Source organism: Hyphomonas sp. BRH_c22, from assembly GCF_000961795.1.
Lineage (GTDB): Bacteria > Pseudomonadota > Alphaproteobacteria > Caulobacterales > Hyphomonadaceae > Hyphomonas.
Map to the genome: position 1 here is coordinate 1 of NZ_LADU01000017.1, position 25,713 is coordinate 25,713.

The 25,713-nt window shown below is 62.2% G+C and carries 23 protein-coding genes and 1 tRNA gene; 11 read left to right on the forward strand and 13 right to left on the reverse strand.

All coding sequences use genetic code 11. The features are described 5' to 3' along the window. Positions 1-84: 84 nt before the first annotated feature. Positions 85-1,074: a TraB/GumN family protein gene (locus tag VR74_RS02350; protein ID WP_299949395.1), complete on the forward strand. Its 990-nt coding sequence runs from the start codon at positions 85-87 to the stop codon at positions 1,072-1,074. Here the strand turns inward: VR74_RS02350 and VR74_RS02355 are convergent. Then, positions 1,028-2,236 carry an acyltransferase family protein gene (locus tag VR74_RS02355; RefSeq protein ID WP_045694073.1) on the reverse strand — a complete coding sequence of 403 codons (1,209 nt, stop codon included), beginning with the start codon at positions 2,234-2,236 and terminating at the stop codon, positions 1,028-1,030. The two genes, VR74_RS02350 and VR74_RS02355, sit on opposite strands and share 47 nt — an antisense overlap. A gap of 102 nt (positions 2,237-2,338) precedes the next feature. Between VR74_RS02355 and VR74_RS02360 the strand changes: the two genes are divergently transcribed. After that, entirely contained in the window at positions 2,339-3,163 is an 825-nt protein-coding gene (locus VR74_RS02360) for a LytTR family DNA-binding domain-containing protein (RefSeq protein WP_299949397.1), read from the forward strand. A gap of 78 nt (positions 3,164-3,241) precedes the next feature. Beyond that, complete coding sequence (locus VR74_RS02365; RefSeq protein ID WP_299949399.1) at positions 3,242-3,574, forward strand: PRC-barrel domain-containing protein; 333 nt, start codon at positions 3,242-3,244, stop codon at positions 3,572-3,574. Between the two features lie 62 nt (positions 3,575-3,636). Here the strand turns inward: VR74_RS02365 and VR74_RS02370 are convergent, their stop codons facing one another. From VR74_RS02370 to VR74_RS02380, 3 genes are all read right to left on the reverse strand, one after another. Continuing rightward, a complete protein-coding gene (locus tag VR74_RS02370) occupies positions 3,637-4,512 on the reverse strand; it encodes an inositol monophosphatase family protein (RefSeq protein WP_045694079.1) in 876 nt (291 codons plus the stop codon). Between the two features lie 32 nt (positions 4,513-4,544). Next, entirely contained in the window at positions 4,545-4,940 is a 396-nt protein-coding gene (locus VR74_RS02375; RefSeq protein ID WP_045694081.1) for a helix-turn-helix transcriptional regulator, read from the reverse strand. Between the two features lie 266 nt (positions 4,941-5,206). Further along, complete coding sequence (locus tag VR74_RS02380; protein ID WP_299949401.1) at positions 5,207-6,109, reverse strand: N-formylglutamate amidohydrolase; 903 nt, start codon at positions 6,107-6,109, stop codon at positions 5,207-5,209. 150 nt (positions 6,110-6,259) lie between these two features. Between VR74_RS02380 and cpdR the strand changes: the two genes are divergently transcribed. Both cpdR and VR74_RS02390 read left to right on the forward strand, forming a co-directional pair. Next, positions 6,260-6,619 carry a cell cycle two-component system response regulator CpdR gene (gene cpdR, locus VR74_RS02385; RefSeq protein WP_035617936.1) on the forward strand — a complete coding sequence of 120 codons (360 nt, stop codon included), beginning with the start codon at positions 6,260-6,262 and terminating at the stop codon, positions 6,617-6,619. 54 nt (positions 6,620-6,673) lie between these two features. Beyond that, positions 6,674-6,748 (forward strand) — tRNA-Val (locus tag VR74_RS02390). A gap of 107 nt (positions 6,749-6,855) precedes the next feature. Here VR74_RS02390 and VR74_RS02395 read toward each other — a convergent pair. Beyond that, positions 6,856-7,746, reverse strand: coding sequence for a dienelactone hydrolase family protein (locus tag VR74_RS02395; RefSeq protein WP_045694083.1), 891 nt, complete (start codon positions 7,744-7,746; stop codon positions 6,856-6,858). Between the two features lie 33 nt (positions 7,747-7,779). Beyond that, positions 7,780-8,577: a helix-turn-helix transcriptional regulator gene (locus VR74_RS02400; RefSeq protein WP_299949403.1), complete on the reverse strand. Its 798-nt coding sequence runs from the start codon at positions 8,575-8,577 to the stop codon at positions 7,780-7,782. Between the two features lie 108 nt (positions 8,578-8,685). On the opposite strand from VR74_RS02400, the gene VR74_RS02405 reads away from it, so the two are divergent. Further along, complete coding sequence (locus VR74_RS02405) at positions 8,686-9,873, forward strand: acyl-CoA dehydrogenase family protein (RefSeq protein WP_045694086.1); 1,188 nt, start codon at positions 8,686-8,688, stop codon at positions 9,871-9,873. Between the two features lie 108 nt (positions 9,874-9,981). Then, a complete protein-coding gene (locus tag VR74_RS02410; RefSeq protein WP_045694088.1) occupies positions 9,982-12,549 on the forward strand; it encodes a TonB-dependent receptor in 2,568 nt (855 codons plus the stop codon). Between the two features lie 84 nt (positions 12,550-12,633). Here the strand turns inward: VR74_RS02410 and VR74_RS02415 are convergent, their stop codons facing one another. The 5 genes from VR74_RS02415 to VR74_RS02435 are packed head-to-tail and all read right to left on the reverse strand — an operon-like array spanning position 12,634 to position 17,484. Beyond that, complete coding sequence (locus VR74_RS02415) at positions 12,634-13,497, reverse strand: enoyl-CoA hydratase-related protein (RefSeq protein ID WP_045694089.1); 864 nt, start codon at positions 13,495-13,497, stop codon at positions 12,634-12,636. Positions 13,498-13,515: 18 nt separating this feature from the next. Beyond that, entirely contained in the window at positions 13,516-14,493 is a 978-nt protein-coding gene (locus VR74_RS02420) for a nitronate monooxygenase family protein (protein WP_045694091.1), read from the reverse strand. 42 nt (positions 14,494-14,535) lie between these two features. Further along, positions 14,536-15,330, reverse strand: a complete 795-nt coding sequence (locus VR74_RS02425) for a glutathione S-transferase family protein (RefSeq protein WP_299949406.1) — start codon at positions 15,328-15,330, stop codon at positions 14,536-14,538. 18 nt (positions 15,331-15,348) lie between these two features. Next, positions 15,349-16,554, reverse strand: coding sequence for an acyl-CoA dehydrogenase family protein (locus VR74_RS02430; RefSeq protein WP_045694092.1), 1,206 nt, complete (start codon positions 16,552-16,554; stop codon positions 15,349-15,351). Positions 16,555-16,572: 18 nt separating this feature from the next. Next, positions 16,573-17,484 (reverse strand): oxygenase MpaB family protein, encoded by a 912-nt coding sequence (locus VR74_RS02435; RefSeq protein WP_299949408.1) that lies wholly within the window; start codon positions 17,482-17,484, stop codon positions 16,573-16,575. 164 nt (positions 17,485-17,648) lie between these two features. On the opposite strand from VR74_RS02435, the gene VR74_RS02440 reads away from it, so the two are divergent. Beyond that, positions 17,649-18,389 (forward strand): hypothetical protein, encoded by a 741-nt coding sequence (locus tag VR74_RS02440; protein WP_299949410.1) that lies wholly within the window; start codon positions 17,649-17,651, stop codon positions 18,387-18,389. Between the two features lie 126 nt (positions 18,390-18,515). Here the strand turns inward: VR74_RS02440 and VR74_RS02445 are convergent, their stop codons facing one another. Then, entirely contained in the window at positions 18,516-21,287 is a 2,772-nt protein-coding gene (locus tag VR74_RS02445) for a TonB-dependent receptor (RefSeq protein WP_045694096.1), read from the reverse strand. Positions 21,288-21,797: 510 nt separating this feature from the next. Between VR74_RS02445 and VR74_RS02450 the strand changes: the two genes are divergently transcribed. The 3 genes from VR74_RS02450 to VR74_RS02460 all read left to right on the forward strand — a co-directional run bounded on the left by VR74_RS02450 (position 21,798) and on the right by VR74_RS02460 (position 23,915). Next, positions 21,798-22,154 carry a DUF2285 domain-containing protein gene (locus tag VR74_RS02450; RefSeq protein ID WP_299949418.1) on the forward strand — a complete coding sequence of 119 codons (357 nt, stop codon included), beginning with the start codon at positions 21,798-21,800 and terminating at the stop codon, positions 22,152-22,154. A gap of 292 nt (positions 22,155-22,446) precedes the next feature. Next, on the forward strand, positions 22,447-22,665 hold the full coding sequence (locus VR74_RS02455) for a helix-turn-helix transcriptional regulator (protein WP_366462051.1): 219 nt from the start codon (positions 22,447-22,449) through the stop codon (positions 22,663-22,665). Continuing rightward, a complete protein-coding gene (locus VR74_RS02460) occupies positions 22,662-23,915 on the forward strand; it encodes a type II toxin-antitoxin system HipA family toxin (protein ID WP_045694099.1) in 1,254 nt (417 codons plus the stop codon). Before VR74_RS02455 ends, VR74_RS02460 begins: the two co-directional genes overlap by 4 nt. Positions 23,916-25,087: 1,172 nt before the next feature. Here VR74_RS02460 and VR74_RS02470 read toward each other — a convergent pair. Then, the gene (locus tag VR74_RS02470) at positions 25,088-25,708 is read right to left on the reverse strand and encodes a TetR/AcrR family transcriptional regulator (protein WP_299949411.1); all 621 of its coding nucleotides are present in this window, start codon (positions 25,706-25,708) and stop codon (positions 25,088-25,090) included. Between the last annotated feature and the right edge of the window lie 5 nt (positions 25,709-25,713).

Here is a 25,713-nt window from a genome sequence, read left to right on the forward strand (position 1 = left end):
GGCGCAACGGTGAAAGGCGCCCGTGTCGTTTGCGCCTGCGGGAAATTGCGGTAGCTAGGTCAGGCTCGAATAAGGAACGTCCAGATGCGCATATCCGGCTTTGCCCTGTCCCTGGTCATCGGCCTCGCGCTGATCGGCCCGACCGCCTGCAAGGAGAAGGCGCCCGATGCCGCTTCGATTGCCGCAGAGGCTGCTGCCGCAAAGGCCGAGCAGGACGCGGCCGCCGAGGCGGCGCTGGCAGCGGCCAAGGCCTCTCGCGGTCCCGGAACGCCTGCTGTCTGGGCCGTTTCGGACGAGGACACGACGCTTTACATCATGGGCACGGTTCACCTCCTGCGGCCGGGCCTTGCGTGGCGGAGCGATGAGATCGACGCTGCGATCGAGGCGGCCGACACGCTGGTGTTCGAGGCCGATGTGTCGAGCCCGGAGGCTGGCGCGGAAATGATGAAATTTGTCCGCGAGAAGGGCCTGTTTGCCAATGGCGGCCAGTTGACCAACCTGCTGGATGAATCCGAGAAGCTCGAGCTTCAGGCGGCGCTTGATTATGTCGGTCTGCCGCTGGGCGCGGTGCAGAACATGCGGCCCTGGTTTGCGGCCATCAACCTGTCCGTCATGCAGATGCAGAAGGATGGTTTCGATCCCAATTCCGGTGTCGAGCAGGTGCTGATGGCTGAGGGCCGGGCCGACGGCAAGGCCTTCGCCTATCTCGAGACCGTGGATGAACAGCTCGGACGGCTCGCCAGCCTGCCGGACGATGTGCAGGTCGATTTCCTGATCAGTTCGGCCGAATCCATCGACGAGGGCGCAGACATGCTGGACACCCTTGTCGATGAGTGGGCCGATGGCGATGTGAACGGGCTCGGCGTGCTGCTGGCCAATCCCGAAATGATGGGCTCAGACGCGATCTATGACGCCCTCCTGAAGGATCGCAACGAGATCTGGGCGCCCAAGATCGCGGCCATGCTGGACGCGCCCGGAACGCGCCTCATTGCCGTAGGCGCGGGCCACCTGGCGGGCGACGACAGCGTCATTGCGATCCTTCGCGAACAGGGACTTGAAGTGACGGGGCCATAGGCGCGTCACCTGTCCTGGGGCGTGAAGGCAAGCCAATCCATATCCGCAGCAACGGGATCCGCCGCCCGATATCGTAGAACAGCCAGCAACCGGCAAAGGTCGCCCCGATCAGCAGCGTGGCTTCCAGCGCCAGCGGCAGTCGCAGCGCGTCGAGATGATGCCCTGCCGCCACGATGATTGTCTGGTGAACCAGATAGAAGGGAAACACCGCCGCCGTCAGGGCGCGCCGCACCGGGCCGTCTCGTTCACGCAGGTGATGGTGGGCAAAGCCGACCGCCGCCACGATGGCCGTCCAGGCCTGCAGTTCCCGCACGCAGCGAAACAGATTGCGCAGGGCTTCCGGCGGCGCGGTTTCGCCGGACCAGGCGCGGTAATAGACCATCAGCGCGGCCCAGGAGAGCAGCATCATGGCCGCTGCGGCCCAGCGCCATCTGACGCAGGCCGCAAAAAACGGCGCATGCCGGGCAATCGCAAAGCCGAACAGGAAGGTCGAGAAATAGAGGAGATGCGCATACCAGTCGGCCCGGAAGTCGTGCGTTTCGCCGAAGACCGGGAACAGGGTCACCCGTGTGACAGACAGGAACAGGAACGGCGTCAGGATCAGGCCGGGTCCGGCAATCAGCTGGCTCATCCGCGCGGGCAGGCGCCGGATCAGCGGGATCAGGGGCAGAAGCGCGATCGTGTAGAGGATCAGGTACACCACGAACCACATGTGATTGTAGGTCGGCGTGAAGATGCAGCCGTCCGCGTCGCACCAGTGGCCTGAGGCGGTGACGTATTTGCGGTAGAAATCGTCCAGCCAGGGGCCCGGCGGCAGCGTGTGCGCCTGCATCGCCTCGACGACTTCATAATAGGTCTGCGGCGGCACGATCACGAACACGGCCAGCAGGAGCGGCGGCCAGAGCCGCCCCATGCGCGTGCGAAACAGGCTGCCTGCGCTCATCTTGTCGGCCATGAACCGCGTCGCGACACCCGAGATCAGGAATAGCAGGGTCAGGCGCCACGGGTTTGAGAGCCTCATCAGCGGTTCGATCAGGTCACTCGCCCGGCTCGACTTCACATGGAAGTCCCAGGTCACATAGAACATGCCGATATGGTAGAATATCAGCAGGACGAATGCGCCGATGCGCAGCCAGTCGAGGTCGTATCGCCGTTCGGTCATGGTGTATCTCCTTCGCGTATTTCCTTTTCTTTGCCGAACCGGCGGACCACGCTATCGTGGCGACGCTGGCGGTGGCTGGGCGGGACAAGCGGGGACAGACGTGTGACGAGCGGTAGGCCAGGCGTGACGAGCGGTGACCGGGCCATATGGCTCTGGCCCTGGCTGTCGGTGATCGCCCTCGGCCTCGTCAATCTCTTCGTCAATGCGACGAGCAACATCATCGACGACTCGCGCGGCGGCGGTACGCCGGATATCGGCGGGGCCTTCACGCTGGAGGCGACGAGCTATGTCCTCTGGGTGGCGCTGGCGCCATTGATCGGCCTTGGCATCCGCAGGGTGCCGCCCAGGAATGGCGCCTGGGTCCGCTTCGCGCTTTTCCATGCCGGCATGACAATCCTGATTTCCCTCATCCATGTTGGCGGCATGGCGCTGCTGCGTACCATGGTGTTCAGCCTGTTGGGCCGGCGCTACGGCTTTTTCGATGACGGCGTGCTGATGCCGCTGCTCTATGAATGGCGCAAGGACGTCATTTCCTATGCCATTATCGCCGCCGTATTCTGGGCATTCGAGCGATTCGGGGGCACGTCGCAGCCTGCTTCCAGCGACCCGTCACGCATCGCGATCCGGGATGGCAGCACGGCCGTCTTCCTGCCGCCGGCAGCGATTTTCCTCGTCGAATCCGCTGGCAATTATGTCCAGTTCCAGACGGCAGACCGGGTGCACCTGGTACGCGGCACGCTGGCGGCCTGGGAGGCGCACCTCAGCGAGCACGGTTTCGTGCGGGTGCACCGCTCGCGGCTGGTCAACAGGGCGCACATCGCCGCCTTGAAGCCGCGCGCCTCGGGCGACCTGGACATCACCCTTGACGATGGCCGTGTGATCATGGGCAGCCGGCGCTACCGGGAGGGGCTCATCACCTCTCCGTAATTTTAGCTCGCGCGCGTGGAACATTGTCGCGGTGCCGCGCATTTCCTTTTCATGACGGTTACAAGGAAAGGAAACGCCATGACACATTCCCTATTGTCCGCTTCTTCGATCAACGGAGACTCGGTTCACAACGCGCAAGGCGAGGATCTCGGCAAGATTGAGGACCTCATGGTCGATACCGGCAGCGGCCAGATCGAATATGCCGTACTTAGCTTTGGCGGCTTTCTCGGCATGGGCGACAAGTATTTCGCCGTTCCCTTCAATCGCCTCAGCGTTGACCGCGAGAACAAGCACATGGTCCTCAATGTCGAGAAGGACCGGCTGAAAAACGCGCCCGGCTTCGACAAGGACAAATGGCCGGATTTTGCCGACCCGCAGTTCCGCACGTCGATGACCACGCATTACGGCTGATCAATTTGGCTACCTGCGCAAATGGGCCGGTCCTTCGGGGCCGGTCTTTTTGCATGCGCCTGTCAGGCCAGCGTGGCCGAGCGGCGCAGGGCCAGCAGGGCCTGTTCCAGCACGCCCTCACTGGAGGCGCAGACAATCTGGCCGCCAAGTTTGGGCGCATTCCCGCGCCAGTCCGTCGTGAGGCCGCCTGCGCCGCGCACGACCGGGATGAGGGCGGCGACGTCCCAGGCTTTCAGGCCGGTTTCCGCGACAAGGTCGATCGTGCCGGCCGCGAGGCGCGCATAGGCGTATGCATCTAGGCCATAGCGGCTGATGCGGGCGGTTGCGCGCAGGTGCGCCCATGCGCCTTGCTCGGCCGGGTTCAGGATGAAGGGGTCAGTTGTGGCAATCATTGCCTGGCGAAGATCGTTGCAGGCGGATACGCGGATGGGGGTTCGCGCACCGGGTGTCTGGAGTTCTGCGCCGCCCGGCCAGCCGACATAGCGTTCGCTCAGGACAGGCTGGTCGATGATCCCGATGATCGGGACGTCATCCGGGCCCACCAGCGAAATCAATGTGGTCCATACTGGCAGGCCCGCGACGAAGGCCCGTGTGCCGTCAATCGGGTCGATCAGCCAGCGGTAGCCGCTGCTGGAGGGCGTTTCAGGATATTCCTCGCCGGTCACCCCATGATGCGGCCGTTCGGCCTGCAATATGGCGCGAATTGCGCGTTCCGCAGCGCGGTCGCCTTCCGTGACGGGATCAAATTCCGGCCGTGCCGGGATGGCGGGCCGGTCGCCGGGCTTGGGAAGATTCGCGGACGGGGCGGGCGCGGGCGTCTGCGCCTTGTTGTCGACCGTATTCAGCGCACGAAAATGCGGCCGGATGGCTGTCCAGGCCGCATCTGCGAGCTGCCCGGCAAGGGCGAGCTCATCTTCAAGGATTATTCCGTCTGGCATCCGGCAGGGCTAGCCATGCCGGGGGCCGGGCGTCAAGCGGCGCCGTGGCTCGACTGGTCGCCTTCCAGCGCCTTGGCCAGCTCAAGCAGGCGGCGGCGCGGGCGTTCGCCGAGGCGGTAATAGGCCCGCACCAGTTCCAGCGTTTCCTTCTGCGAAAGGATGTCGCCTTCCATGTGCTCGGCATCATTGGCCGCGTCCGGGGCATCGGCCGCCGGGATCCCGTCGAAGAAATACTGGACCGATACGCTCAGCGCGCGCGACAGTTCGTAGAGCCGCGAGGAGGTAATGCGATTGGCACCGCACTCGTACTTCTGGATTTGCTGGAACCGTACGCCCACCTGGCTGGCAAGGTCCTGCTGGGTCATGCCCAGCAGCCGGCGGCGGCGGCGAAGGCGCTTGCCCACGTGCAGATCTGTTTCGTCAGCCATTTCTTACTCCAAACTACAGCAGGACGATTCACGTCCCAAAACAGGAATTTCGAGCAAGTCCTACGCAATCACTGTGCCGGAGGGGGTTTCTGTGCCCAAAATGCGGGCAGTTGAGGTTAATCGCACACGTGCGACATTCCTGCGCTTGCTTATTTGTGCACCGCAACATATTTCTGGTCTTGCACTTCGGTGCAGACGCCTCTGGCGTTTCCTCCCTTTGACTTTGGCCGCACCTTCGGGTGCGGCCCTTTTTTTTGATCAAGGGCTCAGCCGCGGCCGAGGAGACGGGCGATCTCGACGATATGAGAGGTCACATCTGTAATGATGGCTCTTATCTCAGCAAATCTGTCCGATCGCGTGATGGCATGTTCGTCCATGTACAGGCCGCGATTGATTTCGATCTGCAAGGCGTGGATCTGGCGCTTCGGGCGCCCGTAACGCCGTGTCGTATAGCCCCCGGCATAGGGCGCGTTGCGGGCGACGCTCAGGCCCTGGGCGCGAAAGGCGCGCTCAACCCGCCCGGTCAGCCTCGGATCGCAGCTCGATCCGAACCGGTCTCCCAGCACAATATCGGCCAGCTGGCGCCGCCCGGGCTGCACCGAGGGCATGGAATGGCAGTCAATCAGCAGGGCAGCGCCATGGGTTTCGCGCAGGGCGGCCAGCTCCAGCCCGAGGCGGTCATGATAGGCGTCGTGCACATGGAAGAGCCGGGCTTCCCCTTCGGCGCGGGTCAGCCGGCGGGCATAGATGGGCTCACCGCGCGCCGCCACGCGGGGCAGGGCGCCAAGACCGGCATCGACGCGTGCCGTGGGAACGCCGCTGGCGCGCGGCAGGCCGTCGCTGAACATGGTCGCATCGAGCTCTCGCGGATCCCGGTTGAGATCGGCCACCGACCGGCCATAGCGCGCGGCCATGAGCGTTGCGCCAAGGATGGGAGCCTCGGCAAACAATTCCTCGACAAACGCATCCTCGGTACGGCGTATGTCAATCAGCGGCACGCAAAGCGCCGCCTGCATGGGCGCAGGGTAGACATTTCCCGAATGGGGCGAGGTGAACAGGACGGGCTGGGCCGGACCAATCGGCATGGCCAGTGTATAGGGCGTCTCATACACAACAGATGTTGCAGACCCACATGCGTCGAGGTCCGTCAGGGGAAAGGCGCTGCTCATGACACCCATGGTTTGTCTGTTCGTCTGAAGGTCAAGCTTTTTCAGGGCCAATTGAAAAAAGACATGGGAAATCGCGTCTCCATTCACGCCTGATTTACCGGATCAGCTGTTTATGTCTTAAATCAAACATTGGTATTCAAGGGGGCGAGCGTGACCAAGATCCTTCTCGCAGAAGATGACGACTCGATGCGCACATTCCTGGCCGCTGCGCTGCGCCGGGCAGGTCACGAGATTCAGGATTATGCGGACGGCGAAACCGCCCTGCATGCCCTTGAGCGCGAGGTCTTCGACCTCCTGCTGACTGACATTGTCATGCCGGGGCTGGACGGGATTGAACTGGCGCGCCGCGGCGCCGAGCTCGATCCGGCAATGAAGATTGTTTTCATTACAGGTTTTGCCGCCGTGGCGCTGTCTTCCGGCGCGCCGACACCGGCGGGTGCGAAAGTCCTGTCCAAGCCGTTCCACCTGCGCGAGATCGTCGACGAGGTCGACAAGGTAATGGCCGCCTAAACCATCTTGACGTGGCGGGCTGGATTCGCCATTACCGCCGCTTCCCGATGGATCGGGCGGTTAGCTCAGTGGTAGAGCACTACGTTGACATCGTAGGGGTCACAAGTTCGAACCTTGTACCGCCCACCATTTCACGCGGGTGCGCCTGCGGCGCACAATTTGATCGAGGATCAAATTGAGGCTTGAAATGCCCGAAGCGCCAGCGAGGGCCCAGGCTTCAACCGATCACGCCGAATTCAGGCCATTTTCGCCTTGAAGAAATCCAGCGTGCGTGACCAGGCGAGTTCCGCGGCGGCCGCGTCATAGCGCGGCGTGGTGTCATTGTGGAAGCCGTGGTTCACGCCCTCGTACATGAAGGCCTGGTAGTCAGCGCCATTTGCCTTCAGCGCCGCCTCATAGGCGGGCCAGCCGGCATTCACCCGCTCATCGAGGCTGGCGAGATGGATCATCAGCGGCACCTTGACCCGCGCGGCATCTTCCTCGCTGGGCCAGCCGCCATAGAAAGGCACCGCGCCTGACAGCCAGGGCTGGTTCACCGCCATTAGGTTCGTGATCGCCCCGCCAAAGCAGAAGCCGACGCAGGCGACCTTGCCATTGCATTCAGGATGATCGCGCAGCGTCTCTGCCGCGGCCATGAAGTCCTGCAGCATGGCGTCACGGTCGCGCGTCGCCTGCATTTCGCGGCCGTCATCATCATTGCCGGGATAGCCGCCGAGCGGATAGAGCGCGTCCGGTGCAAGCGCAATGTATCCGGCAAGCGCCGTGCGACGCGCGACATCCTTGATGTACGGGTTGAGGCCGCGGTTTTCGTGCACGACGATCACGCCGGGCTGCTTGCCGGGGCCTGACTTCAGCCGCACGAGATCGCCGGCCATGGTGCCTGCTCCGTCCGGCGAGTCATAGGCAAGGGTCTCGATCCGCAAGTCTGAATCATCGGGCGAGGTCTGCAGCCCGTTCTCGTAGTCCGGCATGACGCAGGCAGCGAGCGCGGCGACGCTCATGCCGCCCACCGCATACTTGCCGAGCCCGGCAAAGAAGTCCCGGCGCGACATGGCGCCATGGCAATAGGCATCATAAAGGTCGAACACGCCTTGCGGCACGGGCTGGTCATTCGGCAGTCGGGTCATGGCAGTCTCCAGTTCGGCAGGCTGAGCCTGATGTTAGGCCGCATTCGCCCGCAGGAAACCCCTTTCAGGCCTGCCCGCCGCCAATATAGCCAACGTCGTGGCCCGGTGCACGGCCTGCGAGCGCCCCGATACGCCGAGCTTGCGGCTGGAATTGGTAATGTGGAAGCGCACCGTCGGCTGCGATATGCCGATAATGGTCGCGATCTCATGGTCGGTCTTGCCTGCTGCCGCCCATTTCAGGCACTGGGTTTCCCGGCGCGTGAGCGTTACCGCAAGGTCGGTCGGGCTGGCGCCCCTGAAGTCATGATAGGTCGCCATCAGTTTCAGCGTCAGGACATGAAGTTCCACCGCATGCGCCGCGAACACGGCGCTGACGTCGAGCGAGCGGTCAGGCGTTGCCCAGACGATCGCCCCGATGACGCCCGACGGCAGGTGACAGGGCGAGATGATGGCTCCCCCGATGCCATAGGCATCGGCGTCCATCGTCTCTGCAAGTCCGTCAAGGGCCGCGATATGCCGCCAGCTGCCGACCTTGCCATTCTCGAAATAGAAGGGTTCGGCGCAGGTGCGCGCGCCGCGGACAAATCCTGACCTCAGCGCAAAGGCGCGGTCCTTCCAGTAGGCCAGTTCAGGGTCGACCCATTTGAACAGGGTTTCCGCGAGCGGCTGGCCGGACGAATCCTGCATGGGTTCGGGGCTGCCAATGTCGGCGCTAACCGCAATATAGGGCATTCCCATCGCTTCGCCCCGGGCCGCCACGGCGTACGCAAGGTCCATCAACCGCGTGGCGATGTCACTTTCCCTGCACACTGGATCAGCCGGTTTCGTCAATTTAATCAACCCTATCGAATCGAGCAGGTTGCATCCGTGTGCGCGCTACTGCCAGTGTGTCGGAATGGCAGCACTGACAAGATTGCCGCATACGCCCGGAGGAGCCAGATGAATCTCGACCTTACACAGGAAGATAGCGATTTTCGCGACGAGGTGCGAGCGTTCCTCCACGACAACCTGACGCCGGAACTGGCAAATGCCGGCAAGCTGACCACCAGCGTCTTCATCGAGCCGCAATTCAGCCTGCCCTGGCAGCGCATCCTGCATGCGCGTGGCTGGGCGGCGCCAGCCTGGCCCGTGGAATATGGCGGTACCGGCTGGAGCGAGATGCAGCGCTATATCTTTGCGTCCGAATGCGCCCGCGCCGGGGCTCCGGGCCTGTCGCCCATGGGGCTCAGCATGGTCGGCCCGTGCATCATCGGGCATGGCACGCCGGAACAGAAGGCGCATTACCTGCCGCGCATCCTGTCGGGCGAGGATTACTGGTGCCAGGGCTATTCCGAACCGAATTCCGGGTCGGACCTTGCCAGTCTCGGCCTCAAGGCCGTTGCGGATGGCGACGCCTATGTTCTCAACGGCACCAAGATCTGGACCACACATGCGCATTTCGCGACCCGCATGTTCTGCCTCGTGCGCACCCGTTTCGACGGAAAGCCGCAGGAAGGCATCACGTTCCTGCTGCTCGACATGAACCTGCCGGGCATCAAGGTTGAGCCGATCATCACGCTGGCCGGTGAGCATGAGGTCAACCAGGTCTTCTTCGATGATGTCCGCGTGCCGCAGGCGGGCCGGCTCGGTGCCGAAAATGACGGCTGGACCGTGGCCAAGTACCTGCTCGAATTCGAACGGGGCGGCGGCTCGTCGGCCGGTCTCGAAGCCGGGGTGGCGCGCATCCGGGCCCTTGCTGCGAGGGATGGCCTGCTGGCCGGTGCAGGAGGCTTTGCCCGCGACCTGGCCGCCGCCGAGATTGGGCTGGAAGCGATCAAGATTACCGAGCAGCGTGTGTCAGCGGCCCTTTCCAGCGGTGCCAATCCGGGGCCTGCGGCGTCCATGCTGAAGGTCCAGCGCACCGAAATGATGCAGCGCATCGACACGCTCGGCATCGAGGCGGGCGGGGCCTATGCGGGGGTCGACCAGCTCGAGGCACGCCAGCCGGGCAGCAATATCGCGCCGGTCGGCCCTTCGGACCGGCTCACCCTGATGCCGCGCTACCTCAACAATCGGGCAGGCTCCATCTATGGCGGCTCGAACGAGGTCCAGCGCAATATCATGGCCAAGCTCGTGCTCGGCCTGTGAGGCCCACCCTGTCACTTCCGATAGCTTGCCCCGGAAGGGCCGATTTCTGAATGTCGCCACCATTGGACAGACCCCATCCAGAGGGTACTGCCGGGAGGAGATATGCTAATGACCAAGACGCCACGAATCCGCCGATATGCCCTGCTGGGCGCGTCCCTGTTCGCGCTCGCGTCCCAGATGCCATCTGTGGCACAGGACGCCGTCACGGAAGAGGCCGAACAGGCATCGGACAATAGCTCGCTCAAGCTCGGGTCGATCGTCGTGACCGCCCAGCGCCGCGAAGAATCGGCACAGGACGTGCCCATGGCGATCCAGGCGTTCAGCGAAGACACGCTGAAACAGCTCAGGATCGACAGCGTCGAGGACCTGCAGTCCGTCGTTCCCGGCTTCTCGGTGTCCCAGAGCTACCAGGGCGTGCCGACCTACACGCTGCGCGGTATTGGCTTCAACACGATCAACCTCTCGGCCACATCGACCGTCGGCACGTATGTTGACGAAGTTGCCTATCCCTATCCGTTCATGAATTCCGGCCCGGTATTCGACATCTCGCGCGTTGAGGTCCTCAAGGGCCCGCAGGGCACGCTGTTCGGCCGCAATACGACGGCCGGCCTGATCAACATGGTCACCAACAAGCCATCCGACGAATTCGAAGCGCAGGTGACGGCCGATGTCGGCAATTACGACACCTGGAACCTTGAAGGCATGATCAACCTGCCGCTCTCCGAGCGGGCCCAGGCGCGCTTTGCCATCCGCAGCGAGAACAGCGACAAGGGCTGGCAGAAATCAATCACCCGCGGCGAAGACCGCGGCACGAAGGAGAAGCTCGGCTACCGTGCCGCGCTTGCGCTCCAGCCAACCGACAATCTGGACATCAACCTCTCCTACAATGGCTGGATCAACAAATCCGATACAATCGGCGGGCAGGGCATCGGCCTGACCCCGAACACCGACCCGACCTTCACCGTGCCCGGCACGGCCGGTCCCGCGGCGGCATCGGGTTTCCTGGCACCGGGCCTGTTCGACTATCTCCAGAACAATGCCCCGACCAAGGCCTCCCAGGCTGACTGGGCGCCCTATTGGGATCGCTCGGCCGACATTGGCGCCGGCCAGGGCATTGATGGCCCGCACGAAGAGGATTCGAGCTTCAGCGCGATCCGTCTCGGCGTGAACTACACGTTCGAAAATGACATGCGCCTCGTCTCGCTCACCGGCCTCAACAAGCTGGAGCGTGAATCGGTTCTCGACTGGTCGGGCGTGCCCTACCAGATCCTGCTGCAGGACGTGGATGGCGACATCGAATCCTTCAGCCAGGAGCTGCGCCTCGAGGGTGAAACCGGCCGGGTCAACTGGCTGGTCGGCGCCTATTACGGCAAGGACGAGACGACTGACGGCAACCGCACGCTGCTGCGTGACAACGCCAACTCCAACTTCGTCAGCACGGCTGCCTACCTGCTGACCGTGAACCCGGCTGCGCTTGGCTTCCCGCCGGAGATCGCCGGTCTCGTCTCCGCCGTGAACGTCGACCCGGAAACCGGCCTGCCCTACACGGCGGCAGAACTGCTGAACTCGTTCCAGACCTATTATGATACCGGCGATTTCCAGTCGACGACGCAGAGCATCTTCGCCAATGCCGACTGGGAAATCACTCCGGAATTCTCGCTGACGACCGGCATTCGCTACACCAAGGACAGCCAGGAATATGTGGGCTGTTCCGGCGACGTGGATGGGTCGATGCAGCCGAACGTCAACGTCTTCAACCGCGTGTTCTTCTCGGCGCTGTATGGCCTGGCCGTTCCGCCGGCTGCGCTCACCGAGAATGGCTGCAACACGTATGACCTTGCCACCAACTCCTTCGGGCCGGTCGAGTCCGACACGGACGAGGACAATGTCAGCTGGCGGGTTGTCGGCAACTGGACACCACGTGACAACATGCTGCTCTTCGCCTCGGTGACCCAGGGCTACAAGTCGGCCTCGACGCCGGTGAACGCCGCGTCGAAATCCGAGCAGAACGCCCCGGCCACGCAGGAAAGCCTGCTGGCCTACGAAACCGGCATCAAGGCGCAATTCTTCAACCAGCGCCTCCAGACCAATGCGTCGCTGTTCTTCTATGATTACGAGGACAAGCAGGTCGCGGCCTTCTTCCCGGACCCGATCTACCGCGCCCTCTCGCGCCTGCAGAACGTCCCGAAGTCGGAGGCCTATGGCGCCGAAGCGGAACTGACCTGGCTGATCAGCGAGAACCTGACAGCCATGGGCGGCCTGACGCTGCTGCAGACCGAAATCAAGGAATTTGACACCTCGGATGCCTTCGGCCTGCCAACCAGCAATGCAGGTGACCCCTTCCTCTACAGCCCGGAAACATCGGCCAGCCTCGCGCTGCTCTATGACCGGCAGATGACGACGGAACTTGGCCTGCGTGCCTCGCTATCCGGCCGCTGGCAGAGCGACTCGACCGCTGGTGACCCGGATGATCCGCTCTATGACATCGACTCCTACGGCGTCCTGAATGGCTCGGTCGGTCTCTATTCAATAAACAATAACTGGGAACTGTCAGTGTGGGGCCAGAACCTCACCGATGAATATTACTGGCAGCAGATCACATCGAACGCCAACGTCGTCCTGCGTTTCGCAGGCATGCCACGGACTTATGGTGCCTCTCTCACGTACCGGTTCTAGGACCGGAAAGCGTTTCCTCCCCTGGCATCGCGGCCACGATCCTTCCGGGATCGTGGCCGTTTTTTTGGGGGGGCACGCACCAGACTAGTCGGCGTCCCACCAGGGATAGCCGTCCGGCATGTCAGCCGAGACCTTCCCGGGAAAATGCGGCGCGCGTTTCTCGAGGAATGACGTGACGCCTTCCTTCACGTCCGGCGAGGATCCGAGCGTCAGCGCAAATTGTCCGTCGACCTTGAGCAGGTCAAACGGATGCGCCGTCGGCCCGAACCGCCAGAGCAACTGCCGCACCAGCGCGACCGAGACCGGCGCGGAATTGCGGGCAATCTCATCGACGATGCGCTTGGCTGCGGGCAGCAAGTCTTCCGGCGGATGGATCTCGCTGATCAGGCCGCCGGCCAGGGCCTCCTCGGCGCCGAACACGCGGCCTGTCATGCACCAGCGCAGCGCCTGCGGCAGGCCGACCAGCTGCGGCAGGAACCAGGCGCTTCCCGCTTCCGGCGGAAGGCCGCGCTGGGCAAACACAAAGCCGAACTTCGCCCTGTCCGATGCGATCTTGATATCGGTTGGCAGCGCCAGTGTCAGGCCGACCCCGACCGCCGCCCCGTTAAAGGCGGCGATCACGGGCTTGCGGCAATTATAGAGCGCGCCGATGAAGCCGGCGCCGTCGCGCGGCTTTCCCGGTTCCGGCGTTCCGAAATTTTTCGCGCCCGTGCCGCTCCTTGTGTCGAACGCATCGGCGCCGTCGGAAATGTCGGCGCCTGCGCAGAAGTGACGCCCGGCCCCGGTCAGGATGATGCCGCGCACATCGTCGTCTGCGTCACAGGCATTTACCGCATCGGCCAGTTCCTGGCCAAGCTGCGCGGTGAACGCGTTCAGCTTCTCGGGCCGGTTCAGGGTGATGATGGCCGCCGGGCCATCCTTTTCCAGAAGGATCTGCTCGTAGGCCATCAAATATCCATCCTGTTCCTATTTGGTCATTGCAGCGAGGCGTGCATTGATGATCGCATTGGCGTCCGCGATAATCGTGTCGATCAGCTCCTTGACGGTCGGGATGTCGTCGATCAGGCCCTGCACCATGCCGGCCGACCAGATACCGCCATCCGCATCGCCCTCGGCCATGGCCTTGCGGCCGCGTGCACCGGCTACGAGATGGATGACATCCTCGAACTTGGCGCCGCCCCTGCGCTCGATCTCGACCACTTCGTCGCTGACCGCATTCTTCATCACGCGCGCCGTATTGTGCAGCGTCCGGAAGATCAGGTTCGTGTCGCGCTCGTTATTGGCCACCATCTGGGCCTTGAAGCTGTCATGGATCGGCGCCTCCTTGGTCACGCAGAAGCGTGTGCCCATGTTGATGCCGTCAGCGCCAAGCGCGAGGGCGGCAACCAGGCCGCGGCCATCGGCAAAACCGCCGGATGCCAGCATCGGGATCTTCACCTTGTTGGCCGCTGCCGGGATCAGGATCAGGGCGGGAATATCATCCTCGCCGGGGTGGCCCGCGCATTCGAACCCATCGATCGAGATCGCATCCACGCCCATGCGTTCCGCCGAAAGCGCATGGCGCACAGCGGTGCACTTGTGGATCACCTTGATGCCGTGCTGCTTGAAATGGTCAACGTGCTCCTGCGGCTTGTAACCGGCTGTCTCGACGATCTTGATGCCGCCTTCGATAATGGCCTGGCGGTATTCGGCATAGGGCGGCGGCGTGATTGCCGGCAGGATGGTCAGGTTCACGCCGAAGGGCTTGTCGGTCATGTCCCTGGTGCGCTGGATTTCCTTTGCCAGGTCTTCCGGTGTCGGCTGCGTGAGCGCCGTCAGGAAGCCGAGCGCGCCGGCCTCGGCGACCGGAGCGACCATTTCAGCATAGCCGACCCATTGCATGCCGCCCTGGACGATCGGGTGCTCGATTCCGAACATTTCCGTGAAACGTGTCTTGATGTGCATTCTGTGTCTCCCTTTGCCGCCACGAGCGGATTGTTGTGGATTTCAGGTATCCCAGTGATCGGTGAAGCGGATCGTGCCCTTGGCAAGGCCGTCCTGCACGATGTCCATGCCGCCTGACTTGATCATCCATTCGAGCCGGTGGTCGCGGTACTGGCGCTTGAACAGGCCGGCTTCGACCGCCGCGCTGACCATCTGCATGCCTGTGATCGAAGCGCGCGATTCCGCGTCGGTCTGGCTGACGCTGTCGCGCCCGTTCGCGCGCGCCATCCAGGCATCCAGCCGGGACCCCGCCACAGGCGTGTAGCCGAACCCGTCCGCCGCATTGAGGTAGGGAATGACGCTTAGGTCGGCGCGGCCGAAATCATCGCCGCTGAACCAGTCATCCTCATCCAGTTTCCCGTCCAGCCAGGCCATGAAGCCGGCAATCTGCTGACCTGCCCTGGCTTCAATCACCTTGCGGACCGCCTCGTCGCCGCGCCTGAAGAAATGCAGCTCGCCGAGGCCCCATGTGATCGCCTCGAAATGCGTGTCCATCACGTCCTCGATCTGCCGCGCGTGTGCCCGTGCGGCCGGTGCCTCGGGCAGCAGCGGCGGCTGCGGCCACTTGTCCTCGATATACTCGAGGATCACCGTGGAATCGAAGATCGCCGTGTCGCCGTGGATCAGCGCGGGCACTTCGCGGCGCGGGTTGGCATCGGCGAATTCGCCTTTTGTGTGCCCCGCACCGATACCTTCCGGCATGCGCGCCTCGAAAGGCAGGCCCTTTTCCCGCAGCGCAATCTTGACCTTCTGCGCATAGGGCGACAGCGGATGTTCATAGAGGACGAGTATGGGCATTATTGCTCCGTGTTGCGATCAAAGGCCCAGCTGTGCCTTGGCGAGGATGTTGCGCTGGATTTCATTTGAGCCGGCATAGATCGAGCCGGCCCGGTCATTGAAGTATTTCGCGGCCACGGTGACGGCGCTCTCCGGGCCGACCAGCGCGCCCGAATTGGACGGGGCATTGACGACCGGCCCGCCGGGGCGGGTATGGTGCGGCTGGAAGGGGGCGGCATGCGCGCCAGCCACCTCGAGCGCGAGTTCGGTTATGTGCTGGCTGAGCTCCGTGCCCCGGATCTTCATCATCGACGCCTTGAGGCCGGGCGAGCCGCCGCCGGCCAGCTCTGACATCATCATCAGTTCGGCCGCTTCGAGCGCCGAGACATCGGCTTCCGCCCAGGACAGCCTGGTCGCCATGTCCGCTCCCATGCCGGCCTCGGCGGCAGTGCGGCGCAGCGCCCGCAGGCGCGCCAGCAGGCGCGGGCCGTAGCTAGAGCCGCCGCGCTCGAACTCGAGCAGGTATTTCGCCACCGTCCAGCCCTCGTTGACCTTGCCGACCACGTTCGCCTTCGGCACCCGCACATCGTCGAAGAAGACCGCGTTCTGGATATGCTCGCAAGAGATCATGGTGATCGGGTCGACGCGTACGCCGGGCGCCGTCATGTCGATCAGCAGGAAGGTGATGCCCTGCTGCGGCTTGCCGCTGGCATCGGTGCGCACCAGGCAGAACATCATGTTCGCCTCGTGCGCATGCGTCGTCCAGATCTTCGATCCGTTGCAGATGAAATCATCGCCATCCGCCCGGGCCGACATGGTCAGCTGCGCGAGGTCGGACCCGGCATGCGGCTCGGAATAGCCCTGGCACCAGTAATCCTCGCCGGACAGGATGCGCGGCAGGTAATGCGCCTTCTGGGCCTCGGACCCGTAGCCGATCAGGGCCGGTCCGCACATGGCGATGCCCATGGGCGACAGGGGCGGAGCGCCGGACCGGGCCATCTCGACGTCGAAGATATAGCGCTGCGCCACGCTCCAGTCGCAGCCGCCATGTTCCGCCGGCCAGGACGGGGCGGCCCAGCCCTGCCTGACGAGAATGGCCTGCCAGGCCAGCGCCGTTTCCTTGTCGCTGTAGACGCTGGTCATCCGCGCCGCATAGGCGCGCAGGTCCGCCGTCAGTTCGCGATCGAGGAAGGCGCAGACCTCGTCGCGGAAGGCTTCTTCTTCGGGATGGAAGTCAAGGTTCACTCTGTCGCTCCTCCGGGGTCAGTGCGCCAGTGAAGCGGCCAGTCCCTCTTGTGTCTTGCGCAGCATACTTGCCTGTTTTTCGGGGCTCTTCCACAAGAAAGTCGCCGGAAGTCCCAGCCTGGCGCAGGCTTGACCCGCCGGACTTTGCGGCACCGGAATGCGTTCCGCTACGGCACCCATCAGGCGCACCACACGCGCTCCGCGCGGCGTAAGGTCATATTCCGATCCCAGTTCCAGCCGCTCGCGCACCGCCACCGGCAGGATCGATACGGCCGCATGCACGACGGCGCTCTGCAGGCCCTTCGGCACCCCCTTGGCGGCGCGGCCGGATTTCATGATGTCGAGAAATTCAGTATTGATCGGGTGCGGCTCGAAGCGCGGCAGCAGCCCGCACAGCATCGCATGGAAATCGGCTTCGCTGGTCAGCGGATGCTGCACGCCATAGAGGCGGGCTACCGCCTCGCCCTCCGTGAAGAAGCGCGTCTTGTCAGCTTCGGAAACGGGAGCAACAAAACGGTCATAGGCCGTCAGGAAGCCGTAACTGGCGGTTGCGCTCACCCAGTCCAGCAGGTCGACATCCAGCGCGCTGTAGGGTTCGCCCGAAGGCGTTTCGCCCTTCACACGCGCATGCATGTTGGTGACGCCCTGGATCACGCGCCGCGCTGCGCCCTGCGGGCCATAGACGCCGACCATGGCGGCCACGCCCGTGCGCTGGGACCGGCCAACCGGATCGGTCTTGAACACGGAATGGTCCCATACACCTGAACGAATCCGCGCATCGGCAAATTCCAGCAGCACGGCGGCAATGCCGCCAATGCCCAGCGCAATCGGGTTCTTGAACACGCGCCACGACACCGAATCCGGTCCCGCAAACGCGGGCTCGCCTTCGGGATTCAGGAAGTCGATCTTCCAGCCAAGATAAGTCTTCATGCCAAGCACTGTACGGGTTCCTTCGGGGCCTGCACCTGTCTAATCTAACAGGGTCTGCTGCGGTCACCAAGGCAGCCGCAGGGCAGGGCGCCGCCCAATTCCGATTGGTACCGCGCGCGAGTGCAGCTAGGCTGGCCACGGACGCACAGGAAGGACCGGTCGCAATGGTGCAGCAGGCAACGGGTGGGCAAGGCACCGGCATTGGCGAACTGGCGGCGCGCCTTGCCGCGCTGCGCGCCTCCGGCAAGGCCCGGATCATCGGCCTGACCGGCTCGGTGGCGGCCGGCAAGACGACACTGGCGCGGCATGTGTCAGATGCGCTGAGGCCCGGCCTGACGGTTGAAACCGTATCGACCGACGGCTTCCTCTTCCCGAACGCGGTGCTTGAGCCGCAGGGCTTGCTCATGCGCAAGGGCTTTCCGGAAACCTATGACCGCGCTGGCTTTGCCGGGGCGCTGGCCAGCCTGCGCCGGGGCGCGGCGGATTTCCCGGCCCACAGCCACGAGACATACGACATCGACCCGGCACTGGCCCGCACCATCCGCTTGCCCGATCTCCTGATCCTTGAAGGCCTCGGCTTCCAGCCGCCGTCGCGCCCGGACCGCACGGCAGGCGAACCGGACGTGCTGGTCTATCTTGATGCGGCGGAGGCCGATCTCGAACGCTGGTATGTCGACCGTTTCACCGGCTTCTGGCATGCTGCGCGCACCGATCCCGCCTCCTTCTATGCCCAATGGCTGCACATGAGCGAGCCTGAGCTCAGGGCCTTCGCACGGACGGTCTGGGACGGCGTCAACCTGCCGAACCTGCGCGAGCATATCCAGCCCCTGCGCGATTCAGCCGATATCGTGGTCAGCAAGGATGCCGCACACGCGGTTCACATCACCGAAGACAGGACGGCCTGAGCCGGCCTGGCCATGGTATCCACCGGGCGCACTCGGGCGGTGATGAAATGTCTGCCAGCAAATGAAAATGCCCCGGCACGACTTAACTCGTGCCGGGGCGCTTGATCAGGGAAAGGAAGAAGTCCCCTAGTATTTGTAACGCACGCCGATCAGGAATTCGCGGCCTGTGTGATGGTACACGTTGACCAGATCAGCCGTGTCGAAAACCTGCTGCTCGAATTCGTCGGTCAGGTTGATCGCTTCAAACGTCACGTCGAAATTTTCGGTGAGCTTGTAGGAGGATGCAAAGTCCACATTCGTGGTCGCATCATAACCGCGCTCGTCACGGCCTGCATTGTTCGGAGCATTCGTCTGGTAGGCATCACGGTAAGCCGCCGAGATTCGGGCCGAAAGACGATCATCCTCATAATAGAGCGTCGCGTTAAAGGCATTCGGCGAGAAGCCCAGGATTTCGTCGGAGTCAACATAGGTATAGTTGCCCTGGAAACCGAAATTGTCGAATGGCGCTGGCAGGAACGTGAAGGGTTGCTGGTAGGCCAGTTCGAACCCTTGCAGGCTGGCACTGCCACCATTCGAGACCTGGGCGATTTCGACCAGCGGATCACCACCGGCCTGGATCAGGTCGAATAGCGGGCTTGATGCAGGCGGCAGAGATGCCGGCAGGCCGGTCTGGCTGTAAGGCACTTCCGTGGTTGTCGAACGGGTAAAGAAGCTGTCGACGTCCTTGTAGAAAACGCTGAGCGCCAGGAGGCCCTCGTCCGAGAAGTACCATTCGAACGATGCATCATAGGCGTTCGCACGGAATGGATCGAGGCCCGGATTGCCGGAGTTGTAACGGAATGGCGGGCCGTTGAAGCTGTCCAGGGCGCCGCCGGGTGTGAGGTTGCCCAGGGAAGGCCGCGCCATCACTTTCGCCGCGCCCAGGCGAATGTAGAAATCTTCCGTCATTTCGAATGTCAGGTTGAGCGCTGGTAACGTATCCTCGTAACTCCGCTCCACGGTCACCGCGGTGCCGCTGACGCTGCCGGTGGATGTGACAGTCGTCTCGACATAACGGACACCGGCATTGCCGCGAACCGGAATGGTGCCAAGCTGTGACTCGAAATCGAGCTGGGCAAAGCCGCCCAGGTCTTCTTCCTTCACGCTGCGGGTATTGCCCGCCTGAACGGCGCCGGGAATGCCGTACACACCGATCAGCGCGGCAGCTGCGCCGACATTCGGGGATACCCAGCTGGTGTCGATGCCGCTTGCGCCCAGTCCGTTTCCGAATCCCGTGACGGGCGAGAGGATACCAGCAGTGATCGGCAGTCCGGTCGCGCCGACCGGGCAGGCTATGCCCGGAAGGGCGCATACGGATGAGCCGAAGGTTGATTCCCGGCGCGCCTCTGTCGTGCTGAACTCGAACTGTTTGAAGCTGAGGCCGCCAGACAGCGTCAGCGCATCATTGAGGTCGTATTCCAGTGTGCCGGCAACCGTGTCGAAAGCGTTCGTGACCGATTGCGGGCGATCGCGGAATTCGGTGAAGGCAAACTGGCTCGGGTCGGTCACATCGAGCGAACCGAAATCAATGGAAGGCGTTTGCGGATCGCCGCTGAAATCGTAGGTGTACCCGGTTACGTCGCCAACCGCGTCAAAGAAGATGGTCGTCTGAACCGGATTGTCGAACTCGGATTCCACGGTTCCGACGAGGAAGTTGCCGCGCAGGCTGTCGGTGAACTCATGATCGACATTCAGCGTGAGCTGCGTGAAATCAGTCGTCAGCTTGTCAAACCGTGCCTCGGATCGGATCGGATGGGTTCCGTTGGCGTTCGGGCTGATCGTGAACGTGCCGGATTCCAGCGTGTTGTTGCTGGTATTGATGACAGGATTGGTGACATCCATTCTGCCTTCCTGGCTTCGGAAGAACACTTCGAGATATTCTTCCTGCCGGGTGCCGTCGAACTGCGAGTAGAGCCCGTCAAGCGACACGGTCGTGCGGTCGGTCGGGCGGAACTGGACGGATCCCGTCAGGCCGAGGCGCTCCTGTTCGTGCGTCAGGCGGCCATAGCGCGGAATGCGCGGGTGATAGACGAGAGAGTTTGTGTCGATCGACGCACAGTCCGGTCCCGCCGGGCAGGCGGCGCCATTGACTGACCGGAAATTGCCGTCCTGCCAGCGCACTGTCGAGAAGCCTTCCTCCAGTATGGTCCTGTCGGAGTAAGCAACCGACAGGAGCGCACCAAAATTGCCCTCGGGATTCTTGTAGGAAAGCAGTCCGGCAAGGCGGGGGCTGGTCTCTTCGGAGAGGTCGTTGAAGCCCATCTGGGCCGAACCGGCGGCCGTCAGGCCGGAATCATAATCGAAGGGCTGTGCGGTCAGCAGGTCAACAGTTGCGCCGAGCGAGCCTTCTTCCTGTGCGGCGGATGTCGTTTTCGAGACGCGGATCTCGTTGAACAGATCCGATGCGAACGTGTTGAAGTCGAAGCCGCGGCCGCGGTTCGAGCCGCCGGAGGAATCCGATGCGCCGGTGGTGGCAAGCGCTTCCATGCCGTTGATGCGAATGCGCGTGAAGTCGGCGCCCAGTCCACGGACGGTGATCTGGCGGCCTTCGCCGCCGACGCGGTCGATCGACACGCCGGAAATGCGCTGAAGCGATTCTGCCAGGTTCAGGTCCGGGAAGGCGGCGATGTCTTCAGCCACGATCGCATCGACAACGCCGGAAGCGTTGCGCTTCACGTCGAGGGCCTCTGCGAGCGAATTCCGGAAACCGGTTACCACGACACTTTCAAGAACCCGGTCGTCCTCGCCAGTGGCCGGTTGCGTGTCCTGGGTTTCCTGCGCAATGGCCGAAAAGCTGCCTGATACGAGGGCAATTAGCGATACACCCGCGCAGATTCCAAATTTTGTCTGACGATTCATTGATTTTCTCCCTGTCGATGTCCAGCGCTCTTATGACACCGGTGTCAAACATCGGATATCCCAACTCAGGAAAAATTTCAAGCGCGTAAAGAAAACTACGCCCGGGGTGTCATAAAAAAATCACACCGGGCCTCTCGCCAGGCGGACGGCGTGATTGCAGGATTCAATGTCAGGCGTGGGGCAAGACATCCTGCCCAGGCGCGGCTAAACGGGGCGGTGACCGTTTGCTGAAGTGCCCTGCCGATATGCCATCCAACCTGACCCACAGATTTGCCATCGCACCGATGATGGATCGCGCAAAAAACATTTATAAACAATGCTTTGTGGGACTTCGTGTGCGCTGCGTGTGCAGTCGGAAACAGTCGGTAGACGGAAGAGTGGGGAGGAATTTTGCAGTTGGGCGCATAGCGAGACGTTTTCGCGTTACAGCGAATGATGAGGGCGGAGCCTATGGACTACAAGCGGAGACAGGTGGTCTTTTCGTGTCTCAGGACCTTGCGATTGATACGGGTGAAGCTCACGATCTCCGACGTTGACGGCTTTGAGCGCAGGATGAAAGCCCAGCGAGAGGCGTTCGAGATCTATGGCGATGACTTTGGCAGCCAGGCCCCGCTCTGGAGCAAGTGGACGCAGGTCCTGCGGGACGGACTGATCGGGCTTGATTGTCTTGAGCTCGGCATGAGCCAGCGCGAGATTGCCATAGTGCTCTACGGCCAGGACGCCGTGAATGCAGACTGGACCGATGACCGGGGCGCCATGAAGGACGCTATCAGGTATCTCGTGAACAAGGCCGAAGGCCTGCGCGATGGTGGGTATCTGGTTGAGTTGCTGGGCGGGCAGTTGGGGCCGTATCAGGAGGCCGCTTGAGCGGGCCTCCTCAGCGCAGCCTGGCTCACTGGCGCCACGCGTCGGGTGATTTCGTGTAGAGCTGGTTTGAAAGTCGTCCAAGAATACTCACCATGAGTGAGTGTAAGAAGTAGGTTTTTAACCAAATATCCCGTTCGGGGCATTATATGGCAAGTGACCGGGCTTTGTTCGATTTATATCCCGTTCAGGAAAGTTTTATGGATTTGGCCGTCGATAGGCAATAAATTTCCTGACCGGGATATTTCTCTTGTTTTTCGCCTGATACAGGCATATGTTTCCCGTACGGGAAATTATGCTCATGACACCAGAAGAAATTGGCCACCTCATCCGAAAGACACGCAAGGCCCAAGGCCTTCGCCAGCCTGAACTGGCTGCCGCTTCGGGCGTTGGCCTGCGCTTCCTTGTTGAACTCGAACGCGGCAAGCCCACGGCGCAGATTGGCAAGGTGCTCGATGTTCTTTCGGCCCTTGGCTGTTCGCTGACCATCACCACGCCGGAGGATCGCCGATGACCACGCGCGCACTGACGCTATGGTGGGGGGCGCGCTCTGTCGGGACCCTGTCAGTCGACGCGCATGGCGAAATGGGCTTTGCTTATCTGCCCGCCTGGCTTGCCCGGAGCGATGTCCGGGCCATTTCCGTGTCCCTGCCATTGCGGGAAGAACCATACTCCAGGCGCGAATGCCTGCCCTTTTTCGAAGGCATCCTGCCTGAAGAGAGCCAGCGGGTGAATGTTGCTGCCGCGCTCGGCGTCTCTGAGCACAATGAATTTCGCCTCCTTGAAATGCTGGGCGGGGAAGTTGCAGGTGCCCTGGCGCTCTGGCCGGAAGGGGAGGAGCCGCCAGCCCTGGAAGGGCCGTTCACGCCCAAACCTTTGTCTGACAAAGAGCTGCGTGTCCTGATCGACTCTCTGCCAAAGCGCCCCATGCTGGCCGGAGAGGAGGGATTGCGACTCTCACTGGCCGGCGCCCAGGCAAAACTCCCTGTCATCCTGACGCCGGATGGTATCGCACTGCCAGCACCCGGCCAGCCGACAACGCACATCCTGAAGCCTCCGATCACTAGGTTCGAGGGCACGACCGAAAACGAGGCCTATGGGATGCGGCTTGCGCACCTGATTGGCCTTGATGTCGCCGAGGTCGATATCCACAGAGCTGAAGGCCTGCCCTTCCTGCTCGTCCGGCGCTATGACCGGGTTAGGGGCGAGGACGGCGTGGTCACGCGTAAGCATCAGGAGGATTTCTGTCAGGCGCTCGGGTTCACGTCGGCGCGAAAATACGCCTCCGATGGTGGCCCGGTGTTCCGCGATCTGTTCACGCTCCTGCGGCGCGTGGCGACCCGGCCCGCAATCGAAGTCCTCAAGCTCTTCGATGCGGCAATCTTCAATCTGATCATCGGCAATGCGGACGCGCATGGGAAGAATTACAGCCTCCTATATGATGGCAGCACGACGCTGGCGCCGCTCTATGATCTCCTTTCGACCGTCGCTTATCCCGAGCTCAGCCCACGGCTCACAATGAAGATTGCGAAGCGGGCTGCACTGGAAGATATCCAGGCGCGGGACTGGGCCAGGTTTGCCGAAGAGACCGGCCTGACAGAGCCGTATATCCGGCGGAGAGTGAAGGCATTGTGCGGGATGGTGCTGGAGCAGGCGAGGAACGTCGCGGCCGGGTTTGATCTGGAGACTGAGGAGCGCAAAGCGATGTCCGGGGTTGAAGGATTGGTGTCAGGTCGGGCGGAGAGCCTGCTTGGACGGGTGTGAATTCATCCGGGATTACTCGGGAGATATCTCTCTCCGATCTGCTGCTCAAGGTCTTTTGGAACAACGTCAGATCAGCGCAGTTTTGTTGTTCATGTTCCACGCTTCGAACCGCTTTACCACGCTGACAGGTGCACGCGTTCGCGTCTCGATGGATGGTCGGGGCCGATACTTGGAGAACATGTTGGCTTCGCCTGCCTGCGGCTCATCGAACGCTTGTGGCGCTCGCTCAAATATGAAGCAGGTCTGCCTGCAGGACATTGCAGACGGCTTTGCAGCCCTGCGCATCATCGACGAGTGGATGCGCCTCTACAATCGGGAGCGGTCGTACTGGCCGCTTGGCAAAGCCACGCCCGACGAGGCATGGCGCGCCTTGGCTTGTAACTTTTCTTGCATGGCCTGCCGTCCAATTCGGAGCGCAGCTCCGTCTGGTTCGGAGTGCAAGTCACTCTGTGCGCAATTTCGATAGCGAACGAGCCGGCTGAGACCACAGACTGTGATTTCCAGACCGGGACAAACTCGCCGGGCGCAGCTCACGGTTTTGCATGGCCGATCACACGGCAAGCCCGGCGTTCGGAGACTCCAGCTCTTCCAGCACGTGATCGACTGCAGCACGACGACGCGAAGGGCTTAGAACTTTGGCTGCGCCTTCTGCGGCACCCCGTACGACTGCCTGAAGGGTCTGGTTGTCCAGCGTTCATGCGCTTGGCTTGGTCGACCTGCAGGCCGCCATACTTTTTGCACCAGCGTTCGTAGGTCTGTTTGGTCACACCGACGGCTCGTGCCGCCAAAGTTGCAGTTTCTCCGCGAGCGAGGCGAACCCCTACCTCACGCAGTTTCGCAATAATCTCTTCAGGCTTGGCTCTCTTGTCCATGTCTCAACTCCACAAAAGGAGCCGGCACTAACTCAAATAGCGGACCACATTGCCGGAGGCAGACCAGGAGTTGGGTCAAAATCTTGGACGCGGAATTGAAGTCAGAAGGTGGGGTGCTGGAGTTGCTTGGACTCTTGAGAGCGGGCCGATAAGGGGAGTTGGGAGGTAAGTCTTAAAATCCCTCCGGGTCGTACCCTGAAACCTACTGGTCCAGAAGTTTTTTCTCGATTGTCATGTGATGCGTCTTTTTTGTTTATCACGATGACTTCGACACGAAGCTTCTGTCGCTTCCTGCCGGTCTCATTTTCGACCCATAGCAGGTAGCCCAAGTCGAAAGCGCAGCAGGCCTAGAAGCGTCATCTTGAAACGTTTCAAAACGCGTATGTCAGAGACGCTCTTTCCATATGACCACAGCCCCTGGCTCGACGTCACCAGAAATTCCGCAATCTCTGAAATCTCAGTTTTGGCGATCTGCTTTCTGCTTGTACTTGCCGCCTGCGTAAGTGATCTCGCGAAGGCCGATTTCAGCTCTGAGCTGTGCTCGTTCACGATCCGCAGCGCTTCTGAATTATGAGGCGCAAGTTCGGTCATGGTGCTCGCAATAAAGCATCCTGGTCCCGGCATTCCGCGTTTCTCGTGGAGGGTAATGAAATAGTCGAAATAGGCTTCAATTGATTCGAGACCATTGGACCCTGATGCCAGGATGTGGATGGCTGGATTGGCAAATCGTGCGCGGTAGGCTTCTAGACAGGCGAGGAACAAGTCTTCCTTCCCACCAAAATCAGCATAAATGCCACCCCGGCTTACGCTGGTGGCAACAACCAGGTCCTCAATAGACGTGGCATTGAAACCGTTCTCCCAGAACACGCCCATCGCGCTGGAGATCAGGTCATCCCTCGATTTCGAACGGGGTCTAGGCATTCAGG

Coding starts and splice junctions, on each gene's coding strand:
- VR74_RS02350 (WP_299949395.1), top strand. CDS start 85: ATGCGCATATCCGGCTTTGCCCTGTCCCTGGTCATCGGCCTCGCGCTG.
- VR74_RS02355 (WP_045694073.1), bottom strand. CDS start 2,236: ATGACCGAACGGCGATACGACCTCGACTGGCTGCGCATCGGCGCATTC.
- VR74_RS02365 (WP_299949399.1), top strand. CDS start 3,242: ATGACACATTCCCTATTGTCCGCTTCTTCGATCAACGGAGACTCGGTT.
- VR74_RS02370 (WP_045694079.1), bottom strand. CDS start 4,512: ATGCCAGACGGAATAATCCTTGAAGATGAGCTCGCCCTTGCCGGGCAG.
- VR74_RS02375 (WP_045694081.1), bottom strand. CDS start 4,940: ATGGCTGACGAAACAGATCTGCACGTGGGCAAGCGCCTTCGCCGCCGC.
- VR74_RS02380 (WP_299949401.1), bottom strand. CDS start 6,109: ATGAGCAGCGCCTTTCCCCTGACGGACCTCGACGCATGTGGGTCTGCA.
- VR74_RS02395 (WP_045694083.1), bottom strand. CDS start 7,746: ATGACCCGACTGCCGAATGACCAGCCCGTGCCGCAAGGCGTGTTCGAC.
- VR74_RS02405 (WP_045694086.1), top strand. CDS start 8,686: ATGAATCTCGACCTTACACAGGAAGATAGCGATTTTCGCGACGAGGTG.
- VR74_RS02410 (WP_045694088.1), top strand. CDS start 9,982: ATGACCAAGACGCCACGAATCCGCCGATATGCCCTGCTGGGCGCGTCC.
- VR74_RS02415 (WP_045694089.1), bottom strand. CDS start 13,497: ATGGCCTACGAGCAGATCCTTCTGGAAAAGGATGGCCCGGCGGCCATC.
- VR74_RS02420 (WP_045694091.1), bottom strand. CDS start 14,493: ATGCACATCAAGACACGTTTCACGGAAATGTTCGGAATCGAGCACCCG.
- VR74_RS02425 (WP_299949406.1), bottom strand. CDS start 15,330: ATGCCCATACTCGTCCTCTATGAACATCCGCTGTCGCCCTATGCGCAG.
- VR74_RS02435 (WP_299949408.1), bottom strand. CDS start 17,484: ATGAAGACTTATCTTGGCTGGAAGATCGACTTCCTGAATCCCGAAGGC.
- VR74_RS02440 (WP_299949410.1), top strand. CDS start 17,649: ATGGTGCAGCAGGCAACGGGTGGGCAAGGCACCGGCATTGGCGAACTG.
- VR74_RS02445 (WP_045694096.1), bottom strand. CDS start 21,287: ATGAATCGTCAGACAAAATTTGGAATCTGCGCGGGTGTATCGCTAATT.
- VR74_RS02455 (WP_366462051.1), top strand. CDS start 22,447: ATGCTCATGACACCAGAAGAAATTGGCCACCTCATCCGAAAGACACGC.
- VR74_RS02460 (WP_045694099.1), top strand. CDS start 22,662: ATGACCACGCGCGCACTGACGCTATGGTGGGGGGCGCGCTCTGTCGGG.
- VR74_RS02470 (WP_299949411.1), bottom strand. CDS start 25,708: ATGCCTAGACCCCGTTCGAAATCGAGGGATGACCTGATCTCCAGCGCG.